20 protein-coding genes are annotated in these 22841 nt (G+C 66.1%); 7 read left to right on the plus strand and 13 right to left on the minus strand.

The window, feature by feature from the left end; genetic code table 11:
- Positions 1 to 35 precede the first annotated feature (35 nt).
- The 3 genes from AC1DEZ_RS21215 to AC1DEZ_RS21225 all read left to right on the plus strand — a co-directional run bounded on the left by AC1DEZ_RS21215 (position 36) and on the right by AC1DEZ_RS21225 (position 3454).
- Positions 36 to 695, plus strand: coding sequence for a glutathione S-transferase family protein (locus AC1DEZ_RS21215; RefSeq protein ID WP_441512455.1), 660 nt, complete (start codon positions 36 to 38; stop codon positions 693 to 695).
- Positions 696 to 791: 96 nt separating this feature from the next.
- On the plus strand, positions 792 to 1670 hold the full coding sequence (locus tag AC1DEZ_RS21220) for a DMT family transporter (RefSeq protein ID WP_441512456.1): 879 nt from the start codon (positions 792 to 794) through the stop codon (positions 1668 to 1670).
- Between the two features lie 95 nt (positions 1671 to 1765).
- Entirely contained in the window at positions 1766 to 3454 is a 1689-nt protein-coding gene (locus tag AC1DEZ_RS21225; protein WP_441512457.1) for an acyl-CoA dehydrogenase family protein, read from the plus strand.
- A 114-nt stretch (positions 3455 to 3568) separates the two neighbouring features.
- Here AC1DEZ_RS21225 and AC1DEZ_RS21230 read toward each other — a convergent pair whose 3' ends face one another.
- Entirely contained in the window at positions 3569 to 4114 is a 546-nt protein-coding gene (locus tag AC1DEZ_RS21230) for a cytochrome b (RefSeq protein WP_476780605.1), read from the minus strand.
- Between the two features lie 213 nt (positions 4115 to 4327).
- On the opposite strand from AC1DEZ_RS21230, the gene AC1DEZ_RS21235 reads away from it, so the two are divergent.
- Positions 4328 to 5065, plus strand: a complete 738-nt coding sequence (locus tag AC1DEZ_RS21235) for an SIMPL domain-containing protein (RefSeq protein ID WP_441512459.1) — start codon at positions 4328 to 4330, stop codon at positions 5063 to 5065.
- On the opposite strand, the gene AC1DEZ_RS21240 is transcribed toward AC1DEZ_RS21235, so the two are convergent.
- The 4 genes from AC1DEZ_RS21240 to AC1DEZ_RS21255 form a co-directional block, all read right to left on the minus strand.
- Positions 5023 to 5946, minus strand: a complete 924-nt coding sequence (locus AC1DEZ_RS21240; protein ID WP_476780606.1) for a hypothetical protein — start codon at positions 5944 to 5946, stop codon at positions 5023 to 5025. The genes AC1DEZ_RS21235 and AC1DEZ_RS21240 overlap by 43 nt on opposite strands.
- Entirely contained in the window at positions 5943 to 6983 is a 1041-nt protein-coding gene (locus AC1DEZ_RS21245; protein WP_441512461.1) for an aspartate carbamoyltransferase, read from the minus strand. The genes AC1DEZ_RS21240 and AC1DEZ_RS21245 overlap by 4 nt, the downstream gene beginning before the upstream one ends.
- Before the next feature lie 42 nt (positions 6984 to 7025).
- Positions 7026 to 8969 (minus strand): putative bifunctional diguanylate cyclase/phosphodiesterase, encoded by a 1944-nt coding sequence (locus AC1DEZ_RS21250; RefSeq protein WP_476780607.1) that lies wholly within the window; start codon positions 8967 to 8969, stop codon positions 7026 to 7028.
- A 125-nt stretch (positions 8970 to 9094) separates the two neighbouring features.
- Positions 9095 to 11065: a bifunctional 2',3'-cyclic-nucleotide 2'-phosphodiesterase/3'-nucleotidase gene (locus tag AC1DEZ_RS21255; protein WP_441512463.1), complete on the minus strand. Its 1971-nt coding sequence runs from the start codon at positions 11063 to 11065 to the stop codon at positions 9095 to 9097.
- 113 nt (positions 11066 to 11178) lie between these two features.
- Between AC1DEZ_RS21255 and AC1DEZ_RS21260 the strand changes: the two genes are divergently transcribed.
- Positions 11179 to 11805: a glutathione S-transferase family protein gene (locus tag AC1DEZ_RS21260; protein WP_441512464.1), complete on the plus strand. Its 627-nt coding sequence runs from the start codon at positions 11179 to 11181 to the stop codon at positions 11803 to 11805.
- Positions 11806 to 11815: 10 nt separating this feature from the next.
- Here AC1DEZ_RS21260 and AC1DEZ_RS21265 read toward each other — a convergent pair whose 3' ends face one another.
- Positions 11816 to 12961 (minus strand): CaiB/BaiF CoA transferase family protein, encoded by a 1146-nt coding sequence (locus AC1DEZ_RS21265; protein ID WP_441512465.1) that lies wholly within the window; start codon positions 12959 to 12961, stop codon positions 11816 to 11818.
- Positions 12962 to 13165: 204 nt separating this feature from the next.
- Here AC1DEZ_RS21265 and AC1DEZ_RS21270 point away from each other — a divergent pair, with 204 nt between their 5' ends.
- Positions 13166 to 14599 carry an aldehyde dehydrogenase family protein gene (locus tag AC1DEZ_RS21270; protein ID WP_476780608.1) on the plus strand — a complete coding sequence of 478 codons (1434 nt, stop codon included), beginning with the start codon at positions 13166 to 13168 and terminating at the stop codon, positions 14597 to 14599.
- Positions 14600 to 14722: 123 nt separating this feature from the next.
- Here AC1DEZ_RS21270 and AC1DEZ_RS21275 read toward each other — a convergent pair whose 3' ends face one another.
- From AC1DEZ_RS21275 to AC1DEZ_RS21300, 6 genes are all read right to left on the minus strand, one after another.
- Positions 14723 to 15847 carry a zinc-dependent alcohol dehydrogenase family protein gene (locus tag AC1DEZ_RS21275; protein ID WP_441512467.1) on the minus strand — a complete coding sequence of 375 codons (1125 nt, stop codon included), beginning with the start codon at positions 15845 to 15847 and terminating at the stop codon, positions 14723 to 14725.
- Between the two features lie 130 nt (positions 15848 to 15977).
- Positions 15978 to 16715, minus strand: coding sequence for an ABC transporter ATP-binding protein (locus AC1DEZ_RS21280; protein WP_441512468.1), 738 nt, complete (start codon positions 16713 to 16715; stop codon positions 15978 to 15980).
- Positions 16716 to 16815: 100 nt separating this feature from the next.
- Positions 16816 to 17559 carry an ABC transporter ATP-binding protein gene (locus AC1DEZ_RS21285; RefSeq protein ID WP_441512469.1) on the minus strand — a complete coding sequence of 248 codons (744 nt, stop codon included), beginning with the start codon at positions 17557 to 17559 and terminating at the stop codon, positions 16816 to 16818.
- The gene (locus AC1DEZ_RS21290; RefSeq protein WP_441512470.1) at positions 17556 to 18560 is read right to left on the minus strand and encodes a branched-chain amino acid ABC transporter permease; all 1005 of its coding nucleotides are present in this window, start codon (positions 18558 to 18560) and stop codon (positions 17556 to 17558) included. The genes AC1DEZ_RS21285 and AC1DEZ_RS21290 overlap by 4 nt, the downstream gene beginning before the upstream one ends.
- Positions 18557 to 19435, minus strand: coding sequence for a branched-chain amino acid ABC transporter permease (locus tag AC1DEZ_RS21295; RefSeq protein ID WP_441512471.1), 879 nt, complete (start codon positions 19433 to 19435; stop codon positions 18557 to 18559). The genes AC1DEZ_RS21290 and AC1DEZ_RS21295 overlap by 4 nt, the downstream gene beginning before the upstream one ends.
- Before the next feature lie 125 nt (positions 19436 to 19560).
- Positions 19561 to 20694 (minus strand): ABC transporter substrate-binding protein, encoded by a 1134-nt coding sequence (locus tag AC1DEZ_RS21300; protein ID WP_476780609.1) that lies wholly within the window; start codon positions 20692 to 20694, stop codon positions 19561 to 19563.
- A gap of 245 nt (positions 20695 to 20939) precedes the next feature.
- Between AC1DEZ_RS21300 and AC1DEZ_RS21305 the strand changes: the two genes are divergently transcribed.
- Positions 20940 to 22205 (plus strand): alkyl sulfatase dimerization domain-containing protein, encoded by a 1266-nt coding sequence (locus AC1DEZ_RS21305; RefSeq protein ID WP_441512473.1) that lies wholly within the window; start codon positions 20940 to 20942, stop codon positions 22203 to 22205.
- Positions 22206 to 22223: 18 nt separating this feature from the next.
- Here AC1DEZ_RS21305 and AC1DEZ_RS21310 read toward each other — a convergent pair whose 3' ends face one another.
- The gene (locus AC1DEZ_RS21310) at positions 22224 to 22745 is read right to left on the minus strand and encodes a DUF4142 domain-containing protein (RefSeq protein ID WP_441512474.1); all 522 of its coding nucleotides are present in this window, start codon (positions 22743 to 22745) and stop codon (positions 22224 to 22226) included.
- Positions 22746 to 22841: the final 96 nt, after the last annotated feature.

A 22841-nucleotide genomic window follows, 5' to 3' on the forward strand; every position in this document is an offset into this window, starting at 1 on the left:
GACTGCTTGCGAAAAACAAGCGGTCGGAGGAAGCCATGACATTGACGCTCTACGCCCATCCCTTCTCGTCCTACAGCCAGAAGGTGCTGATCGCGCTTTACGAAAACGGGACGCCCTTCACCTATCGGGTGCTCGGTCCGGATGATCCGGAGGCCGGGGCGGAATGGGTTGGCCTCTGGCCGCTGAAGCGCTTCCCCGTTCTCGTTGATCGCGGCGCGACCATCGCGGAATCGAGCGTCATCATCGAGCATCTCGACCTCCATCATCCGGGGCCGGTTCGGCTCCTGCCGGATGATCCCAAGGCCGCGCTTGGGGCGCGCATGATGGATCGCTTTTTCGACAACTATGTGATGACGCCGATGCAGAAGATCGTCCTCGACCATCTGCGGCCGGACGGCGAGCGCGATCCCTACGGCATGGCGCAGGCGCGCGAGCAGCTCGACGATGCCTATCGCTGGCTCGACGAGGCGATGGCCGAGCGCGAATGGGCTTGCGGTGAGGCTTTCACCCTGGCCGACTGCGCGGCTGCTCCGTCACTGTTCTATGCCGACTGGGTTCATGAGATCGACACGGCCTTCGGCCACGCCCGCGCCTATCGGGGCCGCCTCCTGGCCCGGCCTTCCGTCGCTCGTGCGGTCGACGAGGCGCGGCCCTACCGCAAGCTCTTCCCGCCGGGCGCTCCGGACCGGGATTGACAGGCGGCTCCGGCATGGCCTGGCGGCGCTGACGGCCTGTCGCGTCCGGCGGAACCGGGCTAGAGACGGCCGTTTCCGTTTGCCTCGCGGGTTCCCATGCCGCCCCTGCTTCTGCGCGCGATGCCGCTGCTCTTCACCTTCCTGTGGTCCACGGGCTGGGTGGTGGCCGGCTATTCGGCGCGCTATGCCGATGCCCTGACCTTCCTCGTCGTCCGTTTTGCCTGCGCTGCCGCCCTCCTGACCGCGATAGCGCTCGCGACCAGCGCGCCCTGGCCGCGCGGGCGGCGCGCCGTGCTGGACATCGCCGTCACCGGCATCCTGCTGCACGGCATCTATCTTGCCGGTGTCTGGTGGGCCGTGCGCCACGGGTTGCCGGCGGCCATCTCCGGGCTGATCGCGGGATTGCAGCCGATCCTGACGGCGCTGTTTGCGCCGGCCCTGGTCGGAGAGCGGATTTCCGGAATCCGCTGGCTCGGTATCGCCTGCGGCTTCCTCGGCATTGCGCTGGTGCTGGAGCCGCAGCTCGCCGGCGTCGAACCGGCCGCGCTCTGGGGCGTGCTCGCACCGATGCTCATTAATATCGGTGGCATGTTCGCGGTGACTTTCGGGTCCTTCTATCAGAAGGCGCGGATCGTCTCCGGGGATCTGCGCACGATGACCGCGATCCAATACACGGCGGCGGCGCTGATCGTCGTGCCCTTCGCCTTTCTGTTCGAGCCTATGCGGATCGAATGGAACCTGACCATGCTGCTGGTCCTCGCCTGGTCGGTCATCGTGCTGTCGATCGGCAGCATCTGGCTTTATCTGTTCATGATCCGCCGCGGCGAGGTCTCGCGCATCGCGACCTTTCTCTATCTGGTGCCGGCATTGGTCGCCGTGGAAGCCTGGATGCTCTTCGGCGAGACGCTGACGCCGTTTCAGATCGGCGGCATGGCGGTGACCGTGCTCGGCGTGGCGCTCGCCAGCCGCAAATAGGCTGGCGGTCATTGCCGGCTCCTCCGCAAAAAGGAGGATTTCGGTTTCACCGGAACTCCTCTTATGCTGCGTCGCAACAAAGGGAGGCCGAAACGATGAGCGCCAACACCGCCGCTAAAACCGAGGCTCGAGCCGATGCGGTCGCGCTGATTGCCGCTGCGCTGCCGGGCTTCGAGGGGCTGTTCGAGGATGCTGTCGCCGCTGTGCGGCAGAAAGTGCTCGTCGACGGCCGGATTTCCTCGGCTCGGCTCGAGGCGGAGCAGCATGCCGCCCATGGGCTGTCCTGGCTTGCGACCTATGTCACGGCGCTGCGCGAACTCAAGGCCTATGGCGAGCGCCTTCAGGCCGAGGAGCGCTACGGCGCCGTCGAGGACTATGCTCTGCGGATCGGCGCCGGCGAATACGCCGCCCAGATATTTGGCGGCATCCCGATGAGCCAGGGCGAGATCGTGCGCCTGTCGGCGCTCGGCCTCTCGCAGAAGGCTGTTTCAGCCGCCCGCTCGGATGCGGCCGAGGCGCTGATCGCCGAGGGCAACACCCCGGAGAACCGCGCCCGCTTCGTCGCCCTGTTCAGCCAGAGCGACGGTTCCCACAGCGTCGGCGATCCCGGCCTCGACGAGACGCTGGAGGCGATCCGCTCCGAGATGCGCCGCTTCTGCGCCGCGGAGGTCACGCCCCACGCCCATGAATGGCACCTCGCCAACGAATACATCCCCCTGCCGGTCGTCGAGAAGATGGCCGAGCTCGGCGTCTTCGGCCTGACCATCCCCGAGCAGTTCGGCGGCATGGGGCTGTCGAAGGTCTCGATGTGCGTCGTCTCGGAGGAGCTGTCGCGCGGCTATATCGGCGTCGGYTCGCTCGGCACCCGCTCGGAGATCGCGGCCGAGCTCATCCTCTGCGGCGGAACTGACGCGCAAAAGGAGCATTGGCTGCCGAAGATCGCTTCCGGCGAAGTCCTGCCGACGGCCGTCTTCACGGAGCCCAATACCGGTTCGGATCTCGCGTCGCTGCGCACCAAAGCAGTGCAGGAAGGCGAGGGGGCGGATGCTGTCTGGAAGGTCAGCGGCAACAAGACCTGGATCACTCATCCCGTCCGCGCCGACATCATGACGCTGCTTGTCCGCACCGATCCCTCGGAACCCGGCTACAAGGGCCTGTCGATGCTGATCGCCGAGAAGCCGCGCGGCAACGACGAGGATCCGTTTCCCGTCGCCGGCCTAACCGGCGGTGAGATCGAGGTGCTCGGCTATCGCGGCATGAAGGAATACGAGCTCGCCTTCGACGGCTTCGCGGTCAAGCGCGAGAACCTGCTCGGCGGCGTGCCGGGGCAGGGCTTCAAGCAGCTCATGCAGACTTTCGAGGCGGCGCGCATCCAGACGGCGGCCCGCGCCATCGGCGTGGGGCAGTGCGCCTTCGATCTCGGCTTGCGCTATGCGCAGGAGCGCATCCAGTTCGGCAAGAAGCTGATCGCCTTCCCGCGCGTCGCCGACAAGCTCGCCATGATGGCGGCCGAGATCCTGATCGCGCGCCAGCTCACCTATTTCGCCGCCCGCGAGAAGGATGCCGAGCGGCGTTGCGACCTCGAGGCCGGCATGGCCAAGCTCTTGGGCGCCCGCGTCGCCTGGGCGGCGGCCGACAACGCCCTGCAGATCCATGGCGGCAACGGCTTCGCGCTGGAATATCCGGTGAGCCGCGTGCTCTGCGACGCCCGCATCCTCAACATCTTCGAGGGCGCCGCCGAGATCCAGGCGCAGGTCATCGCGCGCCGGCTGGTGGAAGGGTGACGTCAGAGCATCGGACTGAAAAGTGGAAGCCACTGTTCGGAAAATCCGATGCCCGGACGACGGGATAGATCGGCGCTTTATGTCGATAGGGCGCGCGGGGGGGCGGGGGGCTCCTTACCGAAGCGGCAACATGCGGCGAAGCGTATCGTCCCGGCGGACCGTATGATGCCAGAGCGCGGCGACCGCATGCAGCACCGCCAGCGCGATGAGCGTATATGATGCCCATTCATGCCATTCGCGAATGGGCCGCGTCTCGGCGCGCGGTGCGGGCGCAGCCAGGGGCGGGATGCTGAACAGGCCGAGATCGAGCCCTTGCCCGCGTTTGATCGCATAGACGAGGCCGATCACCGGGACGACGAGCATCAGCACGTACAAGCCGGCATGACCGAGGCGCGCCGCGACCGCGAGGAGAGGCGACGACGCTTCCGGTTCGGGCGGGCGATGTGTCAGACGCCACCCGCAGCGCGCGACCAGCAAGACGATCAGCAGGATGCCGATGGCCTTGTGACTCTCGATCGCTGCCCGTTTCCAGGTGCTGGGGAAGGCATCGATCGTCAGTCCGAGCAGGAAGGCCAGGACGATCAGGAGCGCCATCGACCAGTGGAGAAACCGCGCGATTGGGTCATAGGATTCTCGAGCGGCGATCGGGACGGAGGTCAAAGGCACTCTCTCCTAGATTAGAATCGCTACAATGTAGGAGAGCTGCGTATCAGATCAAAGTTACAATTCGTCCATCTTCGCGCTTCGTCATCCCGGCCCTCCCGGACGCTCCATCCGCGGGGTTTGCGGGCCTCGTCGTGATAATTTCGACAAGATGTCCCTGCTCGGATGATGCGCCCGGCCACGGAGGCCGGGCGTGAACGAGGAGTCATCATGTCGAACCGCCTTGCCTTCGCTCTGGCCGGGACCGTGCTTGTCGGCGCAGCCGCATTGCTCTCCGCCCCTGCGATGGCCCAGCAGAACCCGCCCGGCCAGCAGCCTGCGCGCATCAGCGTGACGGGTGAGGGCGAGGTCAGCGTTGCGCCCGACATGGCGATCCTCAACCTGACGGTGCTGCGTGAGGGCGAGACGGCGCGCGCCGCGCTCACCGCCAGCAGCGAGGCGATGAAGCAGGTGCTGGCGGCGCTGAAGGAGGCTGGTATCGCCGAGCGCGACCTGCAGACTTCGGGCCTGAGCATCCAGCCGCGCTTCGCCCAGCCGGGCAAGGATCGGAATGTCGAGCCTAAGATCACCGGCTACGCCGTCAGCAATGGTCTGACCGTTCGCGTTCGCAAGCTGGCGGATGCCGGCGCCATCCTCGACAAGGCGGTGACGCTGGGCGTCAACCAGGGCGGCGGCATCGTCTTCGTGAAGGACGATCTCAAGCCGACGCTGACGGAAGCGCGCAAGCTCGCGGTCGCCGACGCCGTCGCCCGGGCCAGGACGCTGGCGGAAGCGGCCGACATCAAGCTCGGCCGGATCCTGACGATCGAGGAGCAGTCGAGCCTGCCGCGTCCGATGCCCTATGGCGGGCCGATGAAGATGGCGGCAAGCGATGCCTTCGTGCCGCTGGCGGCCGGCGAGAACGCCTATCGCACGCAGGTCAACGTGGTCTTCGAGATCGCGAACTGACCCGCGAGAGCCGGCCGGGCATATCGTTCAGACCACGGCGCACCCGGGAGCCAGCCTGCTGCGGCAGGCTGGCGACGATGACGCCGCACAGGACCACAAGTCCCGGCAGAAGCAGATCTTTCGGCGGCAGCTCCGCCAGAATCAAATAGGCTGCCAGCGTGATCAGCGGCACGCGCAACGTGTCGGCGCTGCACAGCTGGAGCGGAGTGCCGTGGCGCGATGCATTGGCCAGCGCAGCCTGCGAGACGAAGCCGCCGACGATCAATGCCAGCACGGCCCCGCCGATCACCGCCAGTTCCGGCGCTGGGAAGGCGAGTCGATAGGGCTGCGGCGGCGGCGACCACAGCTCCGGGACGAAGAGCCAGAGGAGCAGGTGACAAGGTGCTGCGATTGGCGGCGAGGCTGGCCAGCATGAGGTTGGTGGTGGTCAGGACGGCGACGGCTGCGATTGCGATCGCGATGTCGCTGTTGGGAACGGCATTCAGCTTCAGCAGCAACAGGCTGATGCCGCTCGCGAGGAGCGCCAGGCCCAGCGCGGGGACCGTACCCGGTCGCCGGCGAAGCGTCAGGAACAGCAGCACTCCCGCGAAAAGCGGCCCGGTGAACTCGATGGTGGTGACCAGCGCCAGCGGCAGATGCGACAGGCTCCAGATCAGCGCCAGCGAGCCGGCCAGATGCAGCACGCTGCGGAGGATGTCGTCGCGCGGCTTCGCGGGCAGAAAGCCGTGCTGCCGGCCGCTGCCGCTCGCCCAGACGATCGAGCCGGCGATGGCCAGGCTGCCGATCGAGCGCAGCAGGCCGATTTCGATGATGGTGAGATAGCCCGCGAGAAGGCGGATCGACACGGCGATGGCGAGGTAGGAGGCGAGATAGGCGCTCATCCACCCGAAGAACGCCGGAAATTGTCGGCCTGGCCGGTCCAGGGAATGCCCAGCAGCATGCGCTCCAGGATGGCCATCCGCATCGGCACCGAAAGCTGAACCTGGCGGAAATAGCCTGCGTTCGGAAGGCTGTCGCATGAGGGGTCGAGCTCCGAGAAGCGCGGGAGAGGGTTGAGGATCAGAGTGTCAGAGCGGGCATCCAGGATCTTGCGGGCGGTGAGGGTGAAGGGCTCGCTCTCTTTTTCCTTATCGACGGCCTCAGTGCCGAGCGAGGCATGCGCGAATTTGCTCATATCCTGCATCTGGATGCTGAGAACGTCATGATCGAGCGTGTGGCGGATGTCGTGAACGGTGCCGACCGCGGTACCGAGGTCGGAGAGCACGGTCATCGCCTCGCGCATCGCCGGATTGATCGGCACGTCGGGCAGGCAGCACAGGGTGAAGCGCCTGGGCGGGCAGATCCGCAGCATCTTGACGAAGGAGACGGCGAAGCGCGCCCGCGTATCGCTCGACAGGGCGATGCTCAGCGTCTCGATGTCGCCGCGCATCTGCCGGATGGAAAAGATGTCGACGAGGGCCTGGCTCGGATGCTCGTCGGCGCCGTTGCCGGCGTTGATGACGGGCAGGTAGCTCAGCCGCCCGACGCGATAGGGCATGTCCTCCAGATGCGAGCGGACCACGAGCAGGTCGCTATAGAGCTCGACGGTGCGGATATGGTCCTCGATGGATTCGCCGGTGGTGTTGCCGATGCGGCTGCGATCGGTGTCGTAGGCGTCGATCGACTGGTGGCCGAGCCGGGCGGCCGCTGCCTGGAAGCCGAGCCGCGTGCGCGTGCTGCGCTGGTCGAACAGGGTGGCGATCACCTTCGGGCGTCTCCGCGGCGCCGGTGGCTGCTCTGGAAGCGGAAGCCCTCCCTTTTCCATCTCCTCCTCGCGCAGATGCCGCTCGGCGCGTTCGATGATGTCGTCGAGGTCGAAGCGCGAAACGGCGTCGGCGCTCAGCAGATCCTTCCCGCTCGGATAGTTCGGGCGCTGCATCCAAGGCCTCCGGCTCGCGCGGGCGTCTGCAGCCGGAGCGTTTCAGGCAAACTGGCTGAAGCGATCCGGCTTGCGCCAGCCGGAGCGTGAGCGTCCTGCCCTCGTCCGTCCCGTCGCTACACGAGTGCCGATCATGGGCAGCAATTCCTCCGCTGTCATCGGCCGAGCGAAAACAAACCCCTGAATGCCATGGACGGCATGCTTTTTGATGATTTCGAGCTGCTCCTGCGTTTCCACGCCCTCGACGATCAGGCGCAGTTCGAGGTCGTGTGCGAGCTGGGTGATCGCGTTCATCAGCGAATCGGCCTTGCGCGAGGTGCCTACTTCCTGCGTGAAGGCCTGGTCGATCTTGATGGTGTCGATCGGCAGATGCGCCAGATAGCTCAGCGAGGAGTAGCCGGTGCCGAAATCGTCGAGCGCGATCCGCACACCGAGCTTCCGCAGCGCGATCAGGCGGGAGACGACATGGGCGGGGTCGTCGATCAGCGAGCTCTCGGTGATCTCGATGGTCAGGCGCGCCGGCTCGATGCCGTTCATCCGGATCAGCGCCTCGACCGTGCCGACGAGATCGTGGCCATGATCGAACTGACGCGCCGAGACGTTGACGCTGACCCCGACGCTGCGCGGCCATGACTGGGCGGTCCGCATGGCTTCTCCGAGCGCCCAGGAACCGAGCACGGTGATAAGGCCCGTCCGTTCGGCCAACGGAATGAAGATATCGGGGCGCACCATGCCGCGGTGAGGATGGTTCCAGCGCAGCAGCGCCTCGACCAGCGTCGCCGAGCCGGAGCGCGGATTGTAGATCGGCTGGAATTGCAGCTCGAACTCGCCGCGGCGCAGCCCCTCCCGCAGTTCGGTTTCGAGCGCCAGGCTGTCCTCATGCTCGTCGCGAATGGCGGCGGTATACACGACGAAGCGGTTCCTGCCGTCGAGCTTGGCGCGATAGAGCGCGATATCGACGCATTTCAGCGCCTCCTCGATCGAGGGCGCGCAACCGGCGGGCGCAATCCCCATGCTGGCCGTCGCCGTGATGTAGCGCCCGCCGATGAAGCGTTGGCTCGCGAGCAGCATGACGAGCCTGGCCGCCAGCGCCGTCGCGCCGTCGATGCTGCGCGTGGTCGCGACCATGAATTCGTCGCCCCCGGTGCGGGCTGCGATGTCGCAGGGTTCGAATTCCGCGATCAGCGTCTCGCTGACCGCCTTCAGCAGCGCGTCGCCGACATCGTGGCCAAGGCTGTCGTTGATGCCCTTGAAGCGATCTATATCGATCGAGATCAACGTCACGGGACCGCCGGCCGCCGCCATGGTCCGGATCTCGCGCATGAAGCCGCGGCGATTGTAGAGGCTGGTGATCGTGTCGTTGACGGCGAGATGCTCCAGCTCGCGCATCGAGCGCAGCCGGGCAAGGAAGATCCGATGGATCACTTGCGCGCTGGAGAACGTCAGCACGGCGGTCAGCGCCACCGATAGCGCGATGACCAGATAGGCCGGGTCCTTCGTCCAGAGCAGGGCCAGCGTGAACGGCACTGCAACCGCGAGAACCTGAACGCGGGGGATCATCGGCCGTGAGCTGTTCCGCCCCGATATGCCGGCGAGATAACCGATGGTTTGTGCGATCGCTAGCACCGCGACGGGATCATGGGTGTAGCGCAGGATCGCGTAGGCACCGAAGGCTGCGATCAAGGCGGCCGTCGACCAGGCACCGGCCATCGCGAGCTTCTCGAGGCGGTCGATATCGCCGACGCTCGCAGATGCGAGGTGGATGGATTTGTAGTGGTGGTGCGAAATGTGGCGGAAGCAGCCGATACCAACCATGGCGGCGGCCATCGCATAGAAGGTGGGGTCGTTGCCGGTCAAAAGCCCGGCCGCGATCATGACCGCCGTGACGGTCACGGTGCCGATGAGAATCGTGCCCGGTGTCGCGTAAAGCGCTGCCACCAGTTCGGATTTCATCGCGATGTCGTTTTCATGAACATCAACGATCATGGGAGCGCCCTGTCATCAGGTCCGAATTGACCCGACGAACGCTCCATTCTCGATAAAAACCTATTAAGGAACGGTATGTGATTTCTGCGGGTTCGCCGATAATTTATGCAAATTACGCTTAGTATTCAGGCTTTTGCTTCCAGTCGGTACTTCATGAAACCTTCCGCACTTTCACCCGCGGGCTCGGCCTTCAGGCTCGCCGGCAGTTTGCCGGCGGCTGCCGGCGAGGTCGTGAATGTGACGTTGACGCCCGCCGGCAGCGGCGCCAGCGACCAGTTGCCGTCCGCCTTCGGCTCGATCGCCTTCTGCCCGACGATGTGGCGGACGATGACGTCGCGGTTGAGGTCCGGCGCTTCCAGAACGACCGTTGTCCTTGTGCCCGGGAAATTGCCGCCGCCCGAGGCGCGGTAATTGTTGGTGACGACGAGGAAACTGGCCTGCTCGTCGATCGGCTGACCCGCGAAGGCGAGATCGATGATGCGGTGCGCATTCGGTGCGACGAGCTTGCCGTCATTGTCGTAGCGGGAGGGCTGCGTGACGTCGATCCGATAGGCGACGCCGTCGATGACATCGAAGTTGAAGGCCGGGAAGGCCGGGTTGATCAGCGGTTGTTCCTCGGTCTTCGCAGGATCGACGCGGTTGAAGATTCCGGCCGAGCGTTCCAGCCATTCCCTGATCTCGGTGCCGGTGACTTTCACGATCTGCACCGTATTCGGGTAGAGGTAGATGTCGGCGATGTTCTTCAGGGCCAGCGGCCCGACTGGGATGTCGGTGTAGAAGGACGGACCGGCGCGCCCGCCCGATTTGAACGGAGCCGCCGCCGAAAGGATCGGCAGGTCCTTCCAACGCGTCTGCGCCATCAATGGCTTGGCATAGGCGATCTGCGCCTCGGCGACGATCTGGATCGACGGGTCGTCCGTCACCAGGGCGAAGTAGGAGTTGATCGGGGAGGCGGTGCTGCCGACCGGTTCGCGCATATAGGCGAGCGTCGCCTCGTGGTCGGCCTTCACCGTCGCCAGGATCGCCGGCTCCGCACTGGCCTTGGGCACGATCTTGCGGTCCGGCGTGCGCTCGTAGATCGGCTTTGCCTCGACCTTGAAATCCGCGATTCTCCAGCGCTCGCCGCGCTTCTCCAGTTCGAGATCGACGATGCCGAGATGCGAGCCCCAGAAGCCCGGCTGGCATGCCGGCTTGCCGTTCAGCGCGCCCTTGACGTTATCCACGCCCGCAATGTCGTCGAAGGCCTTGCCGCCGGGGAAGACCAGATGCTGATGGCCGGTCAGGATGACGTCGATGCCCTCGACCTTCGAAAGATGCAGCGCCGCGTTCTCCTCCATGCCGCGCCGCTCGCCACCGGCGATGCCGGAGTGGCAGAGGGCGATGACGAGGTCGGGCTGGGCATCGAGCAGGTCCGGCATATGCTTCTCGGCCGCATCGACGATGTCGGTCGCGACGAGCTTGCCGTCGATATTCGCCTTGTCCCATTGCATGATCTGCGGCGGCACGAAGCCGATCACGCCGATCTGCAGCACATGCCGGTTTCCGGCCTCGTCCTCGAAGCTCTGCTCGAACAGGCGCCAGGCATCGGCCAGTGTCCCGCCGCCGACCCGCTCGACATTGGCACAGACCAGCGGGAATTCGGCCTTGGCGAGGCCGTGATCGAGGAACTCCAGCCCGTAGTTGAATTCGTGGTTGCCGAGGGTGCCGCAGAGATAGGGCAGGGCGTTCATCGCGGCGAGCATCGGATGGGTCTCGCCGGCCTTCAGCCCCTTCTTGTAGGCGACATAGTCGCCGAGCGAGGAGCCTTGTAGGAAATCCCCGTTGTCGAAGAGCAGGCTGTTCTTGGCCTCGCCCTGCGCCACCTTGATCAGGCTCGCGGTCTTGGCGAGGCCGACGGTGTCGTCCGGCCCGTCGCGAAAATAGTCGTAGGGCACGACATTGACGTGGAGATCGGTGGTTTCAAGCACCCGCAGTTTGAGCCGCGCCGGCGTCTGGGCGGAAGCGGGCAGGGCGGCGCTCGCGACGATTGCGGCTCCGGCCTTCAGCGTCTCGCGCCGGTTGAGATAGTGACCTCGCGCCCGACGACCTTGTGCCATGCCCTGCTCCCGCTTCGCGCAACGGAGCAGGACGGTAGCATTGCGGCAAGCCCATGACAGGGGAAAGATGCAGGCCCCGTCGTCGTTTCGGAACATGATGAACGAGGCCCGCCATGATCCTGATCGGCCAGTACGACTCGCCTTTCGTTCGCCGTGTCGGCATCACGCTGGCGCTCTATGGCCTCGCCTTCGAGCATCGGCCCTGGTCCGTTTTCGGCGAAGGCGACCGGGTCCGCGCCTTCAACCCGCTGATGCGGGTGCCCACGCTGGCGCTCGATGATGGCGAGGTCCTGTTCGACAGCGTCAGCATCATCGACTGCCTCGATGAGCTGGCCGGGGAGGAACGCGCGCTTTGCCCGCGTGCCGGTCCGAGGCGCCGCCACATTCTCGGCGTCGTCGCGCTCGCCATGGGCGCAGCCGAGAAGGCCGTCAGCCTGTTCTATGAGTTGCGGCTTCACGAGGAGGTCTCGGCCGTCTGGGCGGATCGTTGCCGCGGCCAGATCCTCTCGACGCTCGCTGCGCTCGAGCGTGACCGGGCGAGCCGCACTTCTCCCTGTTGGTTCGGCGGTTCGATGAGCCATGCCGACATCGCCGTCGCTGTCTCGTTGCGCTTCATCAGGGAGGCGCATCCGGGCTTGGTCGCGGAGGAGGATATCCCGGCACTGGCGGCGCATGCCGCCGCGCTCGAAGTGTTGCCGGTGTTGCGGGACGTTTCGCAGCCTTTCGTCCCGCCCGCTTGAAAGCGGCGGATCAGATGGCGGTCGCCGTCACGGCGCCGGCGAATTCCGCCCGCAGCGCCGCATCATGCTCGCCGAGCGCGGGAACCCGCCGCATCGCGATGCGCCGGCCGTCGACGATGACCGGCGGTGCCAGCATCTCGATGGAGCCGTTCGGGGTCGGAACCGGCACAGCCGTGGCTGCCGGATGCGCGATCAGACCGCCGACCGTCGAGACCGTGCCATAGGCGATCGCATGCCGGTCGAGCGCGGCGGTGACGTCCGCGAAACGGCGCTGGCCGAGGCGTATCTGAACCTCGCCGTCGAGCGCGGCGCGAGCCCCGACCCGCAGGACGTTGGAAGCATAGCGCGGATCACTCGCAAGCTCCGGGCTCTCCAGCACGTCGCGGGCGAAGACGCGCCATTCCCGCTCGCTCTGGATCGAAATCAGCACCTCCCCATCGAGCAGCGAAAAGACGCCGTACGGCGCAATGGAGGGATGGGCGAGGCCGATGCGCGCAGGCTCGATCCCGCCATGCCGGCGCGTGATGTAGGGCACGTTCATCAGCTCCGCGAGCGTGTCGAAGAGTGACAGCGCGATCGCGGAACCCTCGCCGGTGCGGGCCCGCCGCAGCAGCGCCTCCAGGATGGCGGCATAGGCCGCCTGGCCGGTGGCGATGTCGGCGATCGAGATGCCGATCCTTGAGGGACCGGAATCGGCCGTGCCGGTGATCGCAGCGAGCCCCGATTCGGCCTGTATCAGCAGGTCGTAGGCCTTGCGAAGCTCGTGCGGCGTGCCCGGCGCATAGCCGGAGATGTCGCAAGTGATCAGCCGCGGGTGACGCTGGCGGAGCGTCGCGCTGCCGAGGCCAAGACGCTCCGCAGCGCCGGGAGCAAGGTTCTGGATGAAGACGTCGGCGCCGGCGATCATCGCCCCCACCAGCGCCAGATCCTCTGGTCGTCGCAGGTCGACGCGGCACGATTCCTTGCCGCGGTTGATCCAGACGAAATAGGAGGATTGCCCCTTGGCGAAGCCGTCATAGCCGCGCGCGAAATCGCCCTCGGGGCGTTCGAGCTTGATCACGCGCGCCCCGGCATCGGCGAGCTTGCAGGTCGCCGTGGGGGCGGCCACCGCCTGCTCCAGCGCGACCACCACGATACCTTCGAGCGCCTGTGTCATGGTCGATCCGGACCTCATCCTTCGATTGCGCGCAGAGGAGAACGATGCCCTGCGGCGCTGTCAAATCTGCCTTGGCAGCCCGGCCCTGCGCCTGTCGCGGGGGAGCCCGGATCGCTACCGCCTTGCGTCGGAGGCCGCCAGCCGGCAGCTTGCCTGCCGATTCCGCCGGGGCTGCGCCTTCGGCCAGAGCGATCGGGAACGAACATGAATCAACATTTCATCAATGGCCGCTATGTGCCTGGCCAGACTGGCGAAACCATCGCCAAGCTGAACCCCGCGACCGGCGAGGAGTTCGCCCGCATCGCCTGCGGAAACGCCGCGGATATTGACGCCGCGGTCACGGCGGCGCGCGCCGCCTTCGACGGCGCCTGGGGCAAGCTGACGGCAGCCGAGCGTGGGCGCCTGATCTCGAAGCTTGCGCTCAAGGTGCAGGATCATTTCGACGAGCTCGCCAAGCTGGAAGCACGCGATACCGGCAAGCCGATGAGCCAGGCCCGTGCCGATATCGACGCCACCATTCGCTATTTCGAGTTCTATGGCGGCGCCGCCGACAAGGTACACGGCCACGTCATTCCCTTCCTGAACGGATATCATGTCAGCGTCATCCATGAGCCGCATGGTGTTACCGGCCACATCCTGCCCTGGAACTATCCGGCGCAGATGATCGGCCGCTCGCTCACCGCCTCGCTCGCCATGGGCAATGCGGTGGTTCTGAAGCCGGCCGAGGATGCCTGTGCCACCGCCTTCCGCCTCGCGGAGCTGGCGAGCGAGGTCGGCTTCCCCGACGGCGCCATCAACATCGTTGCGGGCCGCGGCCATGAGGCGGGTGCGGCGCTCTCCGCCCATCACGGCATCGGCTTCATGTCCTTCACCGGGTCGCCCGAGGTCGGCAAGATGGTGCAGCATGCCTGCGCCGAGCATCTCATCCCCTGCACGCTGGAACTCGGCGGCAAGTCGCCTCAGATCGTCTTCGAGGATGCCGATCTCGACGCGCTGGTGCCGATCGCCTGCAAGGCGATCGTCCAGAACACCGGGCAGACCTGCTCGGCCGGTAGCCGCCTGCTGGTGCAGAAGTCGATCTATGACGACGTCATCTCCGCGGTCGCCAAGGAATTTTCCAAACTCCGGGCCGGCACGCCGGAGATGGACCTCGACTGTGGCCCGGTGATCAACGCCAAGCAGCGCGGCCGCGTCCAGAGCTTCATCGACCAGAGCCGCGAGGCCGGCATCCCGGTGATCGCGCAGGGCCAGATCGCGCAGGGCGTGCCGAATGGCGGCTTCTATGTGCAGCCGACCCTGTTCGGCCCGGTGCCGCGCGGCAACCGGCTTGAGCAGGACGAGGTCTTCGGCCCCGTGCTCGCGGCCTTCCCCTTCGATGACGAGGAAGATGCGATCAAGGCCGCCAACGGCACCGATTACGGCCTCGTCGCCGCGGTCTGGACCAAGGATGGCGGGCGCCAGCAGCGCGTTTCGAAGCGCGTCCGCGCTGGTCAGGTCTTCATCAACGGCTATGGCGCCGGCGGCGGCGTCGAACTGCCCTTCGGCGGCACCGGCAAGAGCGGGCACGGTCGCGAGAAGGGCTTCATCGCGCTCGAGGAGTTCGCGGTGACCAAGACCATCGTGCACAAGCACGGCTGAGGCTAGCCGTCATTCTCGGGCGAAGCGCAGCTTCGACCCGAGAATCTCAGGCCGAGGACGGCGCGGGAGCCTCCTCCTTCAAGAGATGCTCGGGTCCAGCCCGAGCATGACGGCAGTGACCCGTTACATCCTCACAATGTGCCGGATCGTCCGGCCTTCGTTCAGCGCGTCGAAACCCTCGTTGATCTCGTCGAGACTGCCCGAACTGGTCCAGAGCTTGTCCACCGGCAGCCTTCCGCTCTGGTAGAGCTCGATGAAGCGCGGGATGTCGCGCGAAGGTACGCAGGAGCCGACATAGGAGCCCTTCAGCGTCCGCTCCTCCGCAACCAGCCGCACCGGCGAGAGCGCGAGCGTATGGGCGGGATTGGCGAGGCCAGCGGTCGTGGTCGTGCCGCCGCGCCGCGTGATCTGGTAGGCGAGGTCGAGCGCCCTGACCGAGCCCGCCATCTCCAGCCCGTGATCCACGCCGCCCTTGGTCGCTTGTTTGATCGCCTCGACCACATCCGGCGTATCGGCCTTGAAGGCATCGGTTGCGCCCAGCGCCAGTGCGAGATCGAGCTTGTCCTGCGCGAGATCGATGGCGACGACGCGCGAGGCGCCGCAGGCGATGGCGCCGAGCAGCGCGGAGAGCCCGACGCCGCCGAGACCGACAACCGCAACCGTCTCGCCCGCCTTGATCCGCGCCGTATTCACGGCGGCGCCGACCCCGGTCAAAACGGCGCAGCCGAACAGCGCGGCGATCTCATGCGGGATATCGGCCTCGACCTTGACCAGCGAACGGCGCGAGATCACCGCATGCTCTGCGAAGGCGGAAACGCCGATATGGTGATGCACCGGCTGGCCATGAGCCGAGAGCCGGCGCCCGCCGCCGAGCATCTCGCCGCGCCCATTGGCGGCATTGCCGGGCTCGCAGAGGGCAGGGCGGCCTTCGGCGCAGGGCGCGCAATGGCCACAGGAAGGCACGAACACCATCACCACCCGGTCGCCGGGTTTGAGGTCATCGACGCCTTCGCCGGTCTCGACGACCTCGCCTGCGGCCTCATGGCCGAGCACCATCGGCACCGGGCGCGGGCGGTTGCCGTTGATGACCGAGAGATCAGAATGGCAGAGCCCGGCAGCACGGACCCTGACCAGCACCTCGTCGCGGCCGGGCGGGGCGAGGTCGAGCTCCTCGATGCCAAGCGGGCGGCTTTGCGCATAAGGCGCCGCAACCGGGCTCGCGTTCAGGACGGCGGCGCGAATCTTCATGGCGCAAGCTCCGGTCTCGTGATCCGGCGCCATCCCGACAGGAGAGGGCGCCGCTGTCAAAGTGCCGCTTTCGCTCCCCCTGGATTGCTTCGCTGCGCTCGCAATGACGAGGAGGATATTCGGGCGCCGTTCAGGCCACTTCGCTCAGCGTGCCGCCGAGGAAGAGCTGGCCAATACGTGGATCCGCCAGGATTTCGGCCGCTGGTCCCTGCATGCGCGTGCGACCGAGTTCGAGCACCAACCCCTCGTCGGAAATCTCCAGCGCCGAGCGGGCGTTCTGCTCGACCATGAGGATCGAGACGCCCTTGGCGCGCAACTCCCTGAGGATGCCGAAGGTCTCCTGCACCATCAGCGGGGAGAGGCCGATCGAGGGCTCGTCGATCAGCACGAGCTGGGGGTCGAGCAGCAGGCCGCGCACGATTTCCAGCTGCTTCTGCTCGCCGCCGGAGAGCGTCGAGGCCTGCGCATCGGCCTTGCGCCTGAGCGCCGGAAAGCGGTCGAGCGCTGCCTCCAGCCGTTGCGGCATATCGATGATGCCGGAGCCGGCGGCGACCGCGCCGAGCTCGATATTGTGGCGCACCGACAGCTCCGGGAAGATATTGCGGCCCTGCGGAACATAGCAGATGCCGGCTTCGAGCAGCTTGCGCTGGTTCCAGCCGGTGATGTCGCGGCCGCCGAAGCGGATGTGGCCCTCGCGCAGCTTGAGCAGCCCGAAGATCGCCTTGAACACGGTCGACTTACCGGCACCGTTCGGCCCGATCACGGTCGTGATCGCGCCCCGCTTCACCGCGAAGCTGGTGCCGTTCAGGATGGTCATGGCGCCATAGCCGCCGACTACGCCGTCGAGTTCGAGGATGGGGGTGGTCATTCCTTGTCGCCCTCTTCCGCGTCATTCTCGGGTGAAGCGCAGCGCAGACCCGAGCATCTCTTGCAGGAGATGCTCGGATCAAGCCCGAGCATGACGTTCCCTAGTGTCCCAGATAGGCTTCGATCACGGCCGGGTTGGCTCGCACCTCGGCCGGGGTGCCCTCCGCCAGCACCTTGCCTTCGGCCAGCACGATCACGCGCGAGCACAGGCTCATCACGAAATCCATGTTGTGCTCGATCACCACGAAGGTCGCGCCTTGTTCGGCATTGATCGCGCGCAGGCGCTCCTTGAGGTCGCCCAGCATGGTGAGGTTGACGCCGCCGGCGGGCTCGTCGAGCAGCACGAGGCGCGGTCCCGCCATGAAGGCCATCGCCGCGTCGAGCAGCTTCTGCTGGCCATAGGATAGTCCGCCCGCCTTGGCCTCGGCGAGATGCCCGAGCTTGAAGAAGCCGATCATCTGCTGGGCCTTGTCGGAGAGACCTGCATCGTGCGCACCGAACAGGCGGCCGAGCATCGAGCCCTGATGCTCCTGCCCGGCGAGGATCAGGTTCTCGCGCACCGACAATTCGGGGAAGACCTGCAGCAGCTGGAAGGTGCGGCTGACGCCGAGCCGGTTGAGCGCGGACGGGCGCATGTTGGTGACGTCCAGACCGTCGAGCTTCACGGCGCCTTGCGTCGGTTCGAGCTGGCCGAGGATGCAGTTGAACAGGGTCGACTTGCCGCAGCCATTCGGCCCGATGATGCCGAGGATTTCGCCTTCCCTGACCGAGAAGGAGACGCCGTTCACGGCCTTGATGCCGCCGAAGGCCTTGTGCAGGTCGCGGACTTCGAGGACCGGGCTCATTGGGCGCCTCCCGTATTGCGCCGCAATGCGAGCCAGCCGCGCTCGATGAGGCCGCAGACGCCCTGCGGGCAGATGACCAGCAATGCGAGCACGATCGTCGCGAAGATGATGAGGTAGAGCGAGCCGGCGAAGCGCAGCCATTCCGGCAGCACGACGCCGAGCAGCGCACCCACGAAGGGCCCGAACAGATAGCCGGAGCCGCCCGCAACGACCATCAGCAGCAGGAACAGGCTCTGCGACAGCGAGAAGGGCGAGGGGTCGATGAACTCGACCAGCGGCGCATAGAGCGAACCGGCGAAGCCGCCATAGGCCGAGCCGATGGCGAAGGCGAGCAGCGTATAGGCGCGCGTATCGATGCCCAGACTCGCGGCGCGGACCGGATTCTCGCGGAGCGCCGTGAAGGCGCGGCCCCACGGCGAGCGCACCAGCCACCACAGCTTCAGCGACAAGATCAGCGTGACGACCACGACGAAGCGGTGGAATTCCAGCGCGCCGAACAGCTTGATGCCGAAGAAATCAGGCCGGTTGATGTTGGAGATGCCGTAGACGCCGCCGGTCAGCCACTGTTCGTTGCGGATGAGCAGCCAGATCAGCGTCGAGAAGGCGAGCGTCACGAAGGCGAGGTAATGTGTCCGCACCCGCAGCGCCGGGAAGCCGAGCAGGAGGCCGACCGCGAAGGTCAGCAGGCCCGACAACGCGAAGGCGGCGTACCAGCTCACGCCGTATTTCGTGGTCAGGATCGCTGTGGCATAGGCGCCGAGCCCCATGAAGGCGGCCTGCGCCAGTGAGCTCTGCCCGGCATAGCCGAGCGTCAGGTTGAGCCCCATCACGCCGATGCTCATCACCAGCCAGAGCGAGAGCACATAGGTGCCGTAGCGGCCCATCCCGACCGGGGCGAACCAGAGGATGACGGCGCCGAGGACGAGCGCGATCAGCGCGGCATCGATCCGGCGGGCCGGGCGACGCGAAGCCGCGGAATTCTGGACGGCGGGGGCGCTCATACGCGGCGCTCCTCCTTGCGGCCCATCAATCCTTCCGGCTTCACCAGGATGATGATGACGAGCAGTACGAGCGGCACGGCCAGCCGATACTGCGTCGAGATGTAGGCTGCCGCGAGCGAATCCGCGACGCCGATCAGCAGCCCGCCGACCAGCGCGCCGCGCACCTGGTTGAAGCCGCCGACGATGGCCGCGATGAAGGCGAAGAGGCCGATGGTCTCGCCATTCGAGAACTTCGCCAGATAAATCGGCGAGATCAGCAGCGAGGCGACGACGGCCAGCCCTGCGTTGAGGAGGAAGGTGAGCAGCACCATCCGCTCGACGGGAATGCCGAGAATGCGCGCGACGGTCGGGTTCTGCGCCGTCGCCTGCATCTGCCGGCCGAGCTTCGTGCTGCCGACGAACCATTGCAGCAGGCCGATGGCGGCGAAGGCGACGACGATGATCGCGAGATGCTGCAGCGAGATCGATACGCTGAGCAGGTTGATCATGTCCGTGGGGACCAGCGAGGGGAAGCTCTGCGCCTCCGCCGAGAAACCATCCTTGGCGCCTTCCTTCATGATGATCGAGAGCGCCATGGTGGCGATGGCGAGCGGCAGCACGCCATGCTTGATCATCGGATCGACGACGACGAGCTTGAAGCCCGCACCGAAGACCAGCAGGAAGACTGCGATGCCGATGAGGCCGCCGGCCCAGAGCGGCAGGCCGAAGAGCTTGACCGCGAGCAGGATCAGAACGGCCGGCAGCATGACGAACTCGCCCTGCGCGAAGTTGATCGTCTGCGAGGTCTGCCAGACCAGCGTGAAGCCGATCGCGGCGAGCGCGTAGATCGAGCCCGTGGCGATGCCGGCGATGAGATAGGCGATGAATTCGGCCATGGCTGATCTGGGTTCGGGTCTGCAACGTCATGGCCGGGCTTGACCCGGCCATCTCGGAAACCAGTCTTCTCGTCACGAGATTCCCGGGTCGGCGTAGCGCGCCGCCCGGGAATGACGTTCGGTGGCTACGGCTTGATCCGCGGCAGGGTGGTGTTGATCACCTGCTTGCCGTTCACGACTTCGGCGAGGAAGCTCTCGCGGTCGAGGTCGCCGTTCTGCTCGATGACGGTATCCATCAGGATGCCCGGCTCCTCGCTCGCCTTGATGGTCGCGCCACGCAGCGTGTCGGCTACGCCCTTCTTGTCGAGCTTCTTCTGCTTCTCGGTAGCCCATTTCACCATGAACACGGCCATGTAGCCCTTCACGCCGTTATGGTCGGAGGAGAAGCCGTATTTCTCGCGGTAGCGCTTGCCGAATTCCTGCAATGCGGGGATCGGCGCGTCGGTGGAAAGGCCGACATGGCCCTTCGCGCCGTTGGCGGCGTCACCCGCCAGCTCCAGCACCTTCGCGCCGAGCAGGGTGGTCTCGCCGATCATCGGCTTGGTGATGCCCTGTTGTTTGGCGGCGCGCAGGAAGCGGGCGCTCTCCTCTTCGTTCAGATAGACGAAGACGGCATCGGCATTGGCGTTCTTCACCTTGATCGCGTCGGCGGTGAAATCGGCCTGGCCCTGCTCGGTCGAGACGTCGACGGCGACCTTGATGCCGGCCTTTTCCAGCTCGGGCAGGATGGTGTCGCGCCCGCCCTTGCCGAAGTCATTATTGACCCAGACCACGGCGATCGAGCCCGCCTTGACGGTGTCCTTCAGGTATTTGGCGATCTTCGGCATCGCCGCCGCCTGGCTGATCGAGGTGCGGAAGATGTAGGGGTTGCCCTGGCGGGTGAACCCAGCCGCCTCGCCGCCGACGATCTGGGCGATCTCGGCGCGCTGCGAGATCTGCATGGAGGCGCCGATCGGGCCCGAGAAGATCGGGCCGAGGATGGCATAGGCGTTCTCGTCGATGGCGCGCTGCACGGCGGCGCGGGTATTCCCCGGATTGGTCTGCGTGTCGTAATGGACGATCTCGACCTGCTTGCCGAGGATGCCGCCCTTGGCGTTGATGTCGGCGGCGGCCATGTCGGCGCCGTTCTTCCAGTTGGTGCCGGCGGCGGCGCCCGCGCCCGACAATTCGATGACGTCGACCAGCTTGACCTTGTCCTGCGCCTGCGCGGGCAGGCTGAGGGCGGCGCCGAGTGCGGCCATGACCCAGAGCGATTTCATTGTCTGCTTCTCCCGAACGTTTCTCATCACACGCGCGATCTTCAAGCCGCGGCGTCCGCTCGCTTCTTGCAGGGCTTTGGGCCGGGATGTCCAGAGGCGAAGAGGCCGGGTGGGGCAGGCGTTTCCGCTTTGCCGGGGATGGTGTCAGGAGGGCCGCTGACGCTGGTTGTCAGCAGGGGGCGCCGGCGGCCTGTCGCCTCGGGTCGATGGTGCTAAACAGGAATGGCTGTGCCGGAGGAACCCGCATGAAACAGGACCCGTTGTTCGAGCGCCTCTGGGACGGCTCCGCCGCGATGGAAGAGTGGACCGCTGCGGTTTCGCATGGCGCGATCACGCAGGTGGACGACAACATCATCACCGTCCACACCACCTATTTCTGCGGTAGCGTCACGGCTATCCGCACGGCGGAGGGCCTCGTGCTGATCGACACCGCCAAGCCCGACACCGCCAAACAGACCTTGGATGTCATCCGCTCCTGGGACGATGGCCCAATCCATACCGTGATCTTCACCCACGGCCATATCGATCATACCAGCGGCATCAAGGTCATCGATGAGGAGGCGGATGCGCGAGGATGGCCGCGCCCGCGGATCGTCGCCCACCGCAACGTCGCGCGGCGCATGCAGCGTTACGAGGACACTCACGGCTTCAACAGCCTCGTTCAGGGCCAGCAATTCGACAAGCCCGGCTACGTCTATCCGATCGGCCAGCGCCGTCCCGACGAGGTCTATGACGACAGGCTGTCCCTCGCGATCGGCGGAGAGCGGATCGAGCTCTTCCACGGCCGGGGGGAGACGGACGACGCCACCTTCGTCTGGCTGCCCGAGCGCCGGGTTCTGGCGAGCGGCGATTTCGTGATCTGGGTTTTCCCCAATGCCGGCAATCCGCGAAAGGTCCAGCGCTATGCGGCAGAATGGGCCTCGGCCTTGCGGCGGATGGAGCAGCTCGAGCCCGACATCCTGATCCCCGGGCACGGGCCGGTGGTCTTCGGCGCGGAGCGGGCCAGGCAGATGCTCCAGGACGGTGCCGAAGCGCTTGAGCACCTGGTGCGCGAAACGCTCGCGCTGCTGAACCGGGGGGCCACGCTCGACGAGATCCTGCATGGCGTGAAGGTTCCTGCGGAATATCTCACGAAGCCCTATCTCCTCGCGAAATACGACGATCCCGAGTTCCTCGTCCGGGGCATCTATCACTTCTATGCAGGCTGGTTTGACGGGAGCGCGGCGCATCTCAAACCCGCCCCCGCGGCGGAACTGGCAGCCGAACTGGCCGGTCTCGCTGGAGGCGCGGACAAATTGGCCGCGCGAGCCCAAGTTCTTGCGGGGCAAGGGCAGACACGGCTGGCCGTCGAACTGGCTGAACTTGCCGGCGCTGCCGCGCCGGACAACGGGCGGATTCAGGCGATCCGGGCCGAGGTGCTTCGGACTCTGATCGGGACGGAAAGCTCCTTGATGGGCAAGGCCTTCCTCGCGGTCTACGAACGCGATGCGGCCCAACGATCCAAGGCCTGACGGATACGCCGGGCCATTCTATGGCGCCGGAAGTTCTCTCGCCTTTCGTTCAAGTTCGCGGAACACCGGCAGCGTCTGGGCGGCGAAGCTCTTCAGTTCCGGGTCGGCACCCTCGCCGGCGTAGCGTTCCATCAAGACGGTCGATTCACGGTGCGCGCTGCGTTGGGCATCGACATAGGCCCTGTCGAAATCGGCGCCCTGTTTGTCGGAGAGGTCACGCAACAGGTCGAGATGCTTGCCGTCGGGGCGATCGGGCAGGGCGATGTCGGAACGCTTGGAAATGATGCGGCGCAGGCTGCTCGTCGCCGCGGCATGATCGTCGGCGAGGCGATGGGCGAAATCCTTGATAGCCGCGGAATTGGTTTTGTGCAGGGCGAGCGTCGCGGACTCCATGCCGAACATGTTGGCGACCGCCGTCTGCGTGACGAAGTCCTGCGCGGGAATCGGCTGCTGAGCGCGGACGATTCCACTGGAGACCAGCGCCAGTCCGGCAAGGCCGAGCGCAAACGCTCCCGGAAAACGGTGATGCTTCAAGGTCATATTTCGGCAACCGGGAAGAAGGCCGGAGGTTCCATCGCATAGGCCCCTTTTCGCAGCGCGCCTTGTCGCGTTCTGGGTGCTGCGTTAGCAGGGCGA

This window comes from Allobosea sp. 10L422 (assembly GCF_056395345.1).